Annotated in this window: 2 protein-coding genes and 2 pseudogenes; all 4 read left to right on the top strand. The window is 61.6% G+C overall.

The genetic code is table 11. The features are described from left to right. Positions 1-338: 338 nt before the first annotated feature. A pseudogene (locus ACZ6IM_RS42365) lies at positions 339-467 on the top strand (IS5/IS1182 family transposase); the annotation flags it as partial. A gap of 63 nt (positions 468-530) precedes the next feature. Further along, positions 531-889, top strand: a pseudogene (locus ACZ6IM_RS42360) (transposase family protein); the annotation flags it as partial. A 236-nt stretch (positions 890-1,125) separates the two neighbouring features. After that, entirely contained in the window at positions 1,126-2,316 is a 1,191-nt protein-coding gene (locus tag ACZ6IM_RS42355; RefSeq protein ID WP_469564575.1) for an IS110 family RNA-guided transposase, read from the top strand. Between the two features lie 260 nt (positions 2,317-2,576). Then, the gene (locus ACZ6IM_RS42350) at positions 2,577-3,731 is read left to right on the top strand and encodes a DEAD/DEAH box helicase family protein (RefSeq protein ID WP_469564572.1); all 1,155 of its coding nucleotides are present in this window, start codon (positions 2,577-2,579) and stop codon (positions 3,729-3,731) included. Positions 3,732-3,799 lie beyond the last annotated feature (68 nt).

Here is a 3,799-nt window from a genome sequence, read left to right as displayed (position 1 = left end):
CTGGTCATCTACAGTCTTCGCCGACACAGCCGCTGCGGACTCGGCAGCGTCCTGCTCGGCCACGTTCTCACTGGTCATCGATGCATCCTCCATGACCGGGAATTACACCGAACGATTTACAGTCCCAAGCCCGGTCGGACCTACGCAAGGGACGGGGTGACTCGGCGCTGACCAAGGTCCTCTGACCGATTGAGCGTTTTCGGAGTGGCCAGTGATCGGGTGACGGTGCGGTGTGGGTTCGGTGTGGGTTCGGGGTGGGTTCGGGGTGGGCGACGGGCAGGGCTCCGGTGTCGTTGAGGGGGTGTTCGGCGTCTCAACTGGGCTGGGCTGGAGCCTTGTTGGTTTCGTATCCCGCTGTACTCGACCTGCTTCACAGTCTGGTCGAGTGGGTCTCGATGCGCATCGTCACCTGTGAAGGTGGTCGCCGGTGTCAGCTTCCGCCGTACCTGCGGGCGCTGATCGCACTGGTGTATCTGCCGGCCGCGACATCCTGGTCCGGATCGCTGCGGTGTTCGGGGTATCCGTCGCGGGTCGTCGCGGATCCCCGCGGGGAGATCCTCTGGCTGTTGCCAACACTCGCGGGCCGGGCCCACGATCTGACAGTCGCCCGGACCCACAGGATCCTTCGGATCTGCGAACGCCGGGGCATCCCCGTCCTCGCCGGCATGGCCCATATCGGTGCCGGCGACCGGGTCACCATCGCCAAGCACCGCCCGCCAGGCGGCGACCTCACACCCCCGAGCAGACCGCGAACCGGGCCCTGTCCGCGGCCCGTGCACCCGTCGAACGCGGTATGGCACGACTGAAGATCTTCCACAGACCCCGCATCAGCCCCCACCGCATGAGCATCATCGCCAAAGCCGTCCTCACCCTGCAGAGGCAACGCTGAAAAAGCTCCCTACGTTGTTCTGCGGGATGCGGTGAGCCCTTCGTATGGTTGACCCGCCCAGGGGTGCCGGGTGTGGTTCAAAAGGCTCTGCCGTTTGTGGCTTCCACTGATTGGCCGCCCGGTGCCCCACGACGACTCGGCTGCCAATTAGGAATTGCGAATGATCGCTGAGTAGGGAATCGACAGCGAGGTCGTCCGTCGGGAGGCATCAGCACCACCCCTCACGGAGGCACCACATGGCCATGATCTGGGCCGGCATCGAAGCGGGCAAGACCCACCATCACTGCGTCGCGATCGATGAGAGCGGCCGCCGGCTGCTGTCACGACGCGTCGCCAACGACGAACCCGAACTCCTCCAACTCCTCGCCGACGTCCTGGCCCTGGGCGACGAGGTGACCTGGGGCATCGACCTGGCCGACGGCGGCGCCGCCCTGGCCATCACGATCCTGTTCGACCACGGCCAGCCGGTGCACTACATCTCCGGCCGGGCCATCCACCGTGCTTCCGAGAGCTACCGCGGCGAAGGCAAAACCGACGCCAAGGACGCCGCCGTCATCGCCGACCAGGCCCGCATCCGCCGCGACCTGCACCCCTTACGCACCGGCGACGAGACCGTCACCGACCTCAAGATCCTCACCGGCCGTCGCGCAGACCTGGTCGCCGACCGCACCCGCACCGTCAACCGGCTCCGCGCCCACCTCACCGACATCTTCCCCGGCCTGGAACGGGCCCTGGACCTCACCAACACCGGCCCCCTCATGCTACTGACCGGCTACCAGACCCCGGCCGCGCTCCGCCGGACAGGCAAGAAGCGGCTCGCAACCTGGCTGCGCAACCGCAAGGTCCTGCGCGCTGACCGGCTCGCCGAGACAGCTCTGGAAGCCGCCGGACGCCAGCACATCAGCCTGCCCGGCGAGAAACTGACCGCCCAGATGGTGCACACGCTCGCGCGGGAAGTGATGGTCCTCAACCAGCAGGTTGCCGAGCTCGACAAGGCGATCGAGGCCCGGTTCCGCGAGCATCGGGACTTCGAAGTGATCACCAGCATGCCTGGCCTGGGCGTGATCCTCGGTGCCGAGTTCCTGGCCGCGACCGGCGGCGACATGAGTCTCTTCGGCACTCCTGACCGCCTCGCCGGCTTCGGCGGCGTTGCCCCCGTTCCCCGCGACTCCGGGAAGATCAGCGGCAACCTCCGCCGCCCACGACGCTACAACCGCCGACTCCAACGGGTCTTCTACATCTCTGCGTTGTTCAGCATCCGTCACTGCGAGGACTCCCGCCGGTTTTACGAACGCAAGCGAGCCGAAGGCAAGCGCCACATCCAGGCCGTCCTCGCTCTGGCCCGCCGTCGTGTCAACGTTCTCTGGGCCCTCCTGCGCGATGGACGGACCTACGAGGCCGTGCCGCCCACCGTCATCGCAGCTTGACAAACAGCATTAGGAATCAGTGGAGAGCAGCGAGCCTTTTCCAGCTTCACGTCTGTGCTGGTCAGGGCCGTACCCGTGAGTGGCCACGTCAGCCGGTGACAGACCTGTGACCAGCAGAACCACGACAGTCCCACATCGTGTTGCGAGCACTCCGCCGGGCGGACCTGTCAGCCAGGTTGAAAAATTTCACTCACTCTGTGAACCAGAGGCAGACCGCTGCCGTTGTGCATAGCGAAACCAACAGGAGATGAAGGCCTGACATGAGGCCTGCGGAGGTGGCCCAGATGCCAGAATACTGGAAAACTGACGAGAATTACAACCAGGATCAGCGCGCCTTGTCGCTCATCCAAGAAAGGTACAGTACTGACAAATTCGATTTTGGTCGGGACTGGGGAGGAGAGGAGAACGAGGTCAGCCCATCGATCCCGGAACTGCATTCGGAGATCGAAGAACTTTACGCCAAGAAAATAAAGGAGTATCCCAGCACCGATAAACCAGTTCTCATCCTCATGGCCGGTGCAAGCGGCATAGGCAAGACCGCTGAACTAAATAGTTACCTCGAACAGCTCAACGACCTCGAGAGCCCCGAACACAAGAAACTGTGTGAGCTCTCAGGGATATCCGAAGGGGCAGTAAGGGGTGAATCCTTCATCATCTTGAGCCATCGGGATGTCAAGAAGGAGATGTGCGACAAGGGTGGCGTACGTCATATACCGGAAGACTGGTGGAGCCATCTGGGAGATGATATAGCCAAAGATCACAGTTACCGGACGAAAAATAGGGATGATTTGAAGTCTGCTGCCATCCATACGGAGTCTTCCTGGTTGATGGACAAGGTTGCCGAAGCGTGCATTGAAGCGAGAAAATCGATTGCTTACGATGTAAGCGTAACTCGTCCAGAGAACCTGGAATACCTTCTTACAAACGCACATAGGCACGGATATGCAAGAGTCGCAATATCAGTCGAGGGGTCGATGGAGCAAGCCCTGGAAGGTAATTACAAAAATTGGCAGGATCGTATGATAATATCCCCTGTGGGTGTGATCGAAAAGTCCTATAAGGATGGCCGTGATGGTCAATCCATATGCAGGCAAAACATCCGAGGACTCGCTGATGGGGAAGAGGTTCTCATGGGCAACGGCAATAGGGAGTGGTACAGGTATCTCGACGCTGTAATCGAGGTTGATCGCGGCAGTTCAGATAGGCCGGGACAAGGGATGAAAAAAATCCTTACTCAGGCGTCGTCGCCTCAGAATCCGGTGGCCCCATTTGCCAGTGACTTGCTCACAACACAGCACCACTCGGGCGCCACACCGAGGCTTTCGGAGCCTGGGGGTTCGCCCTCTCACCCGTTCGCGGGGCAAGCACCTTCCGGGTCTGTCAAACGATCGGGTCTGTTCCGTAGTCGGTGGTGACGGTGAGTGCTCGCCTGTGATCATCGAGCGTGCATGATGCGAACGCGCTTGTAGGGACGGTCTTTTCG

The organism is Streptomyces sp. NPDC042336, assembly GCF_055581985.1.
The sequence above is the reverse complement of the archived record's forward strand: the minus strand, read 5'-3'. Positions and strand labels throughout refer to the sequence as shown.

Excerpts from the sequence above, each read along its gene's own strand:
- ACZ6IM_RS42355 (WP_469564575.1), top strand. The coding sequence starts at position 1,126 with ATGGCCATGATCTGGGCCGGCATCGAAGCGGGCAAGACCCACCATCAC.
- ACZ6IM_RS42350 (WP_469564572.1), top strand. The coding sequence starts at position 2,577 with ATGAGGCCTGCGGAGGTGGCCCAGATGCCAGAATACTGGAAAACTGAC.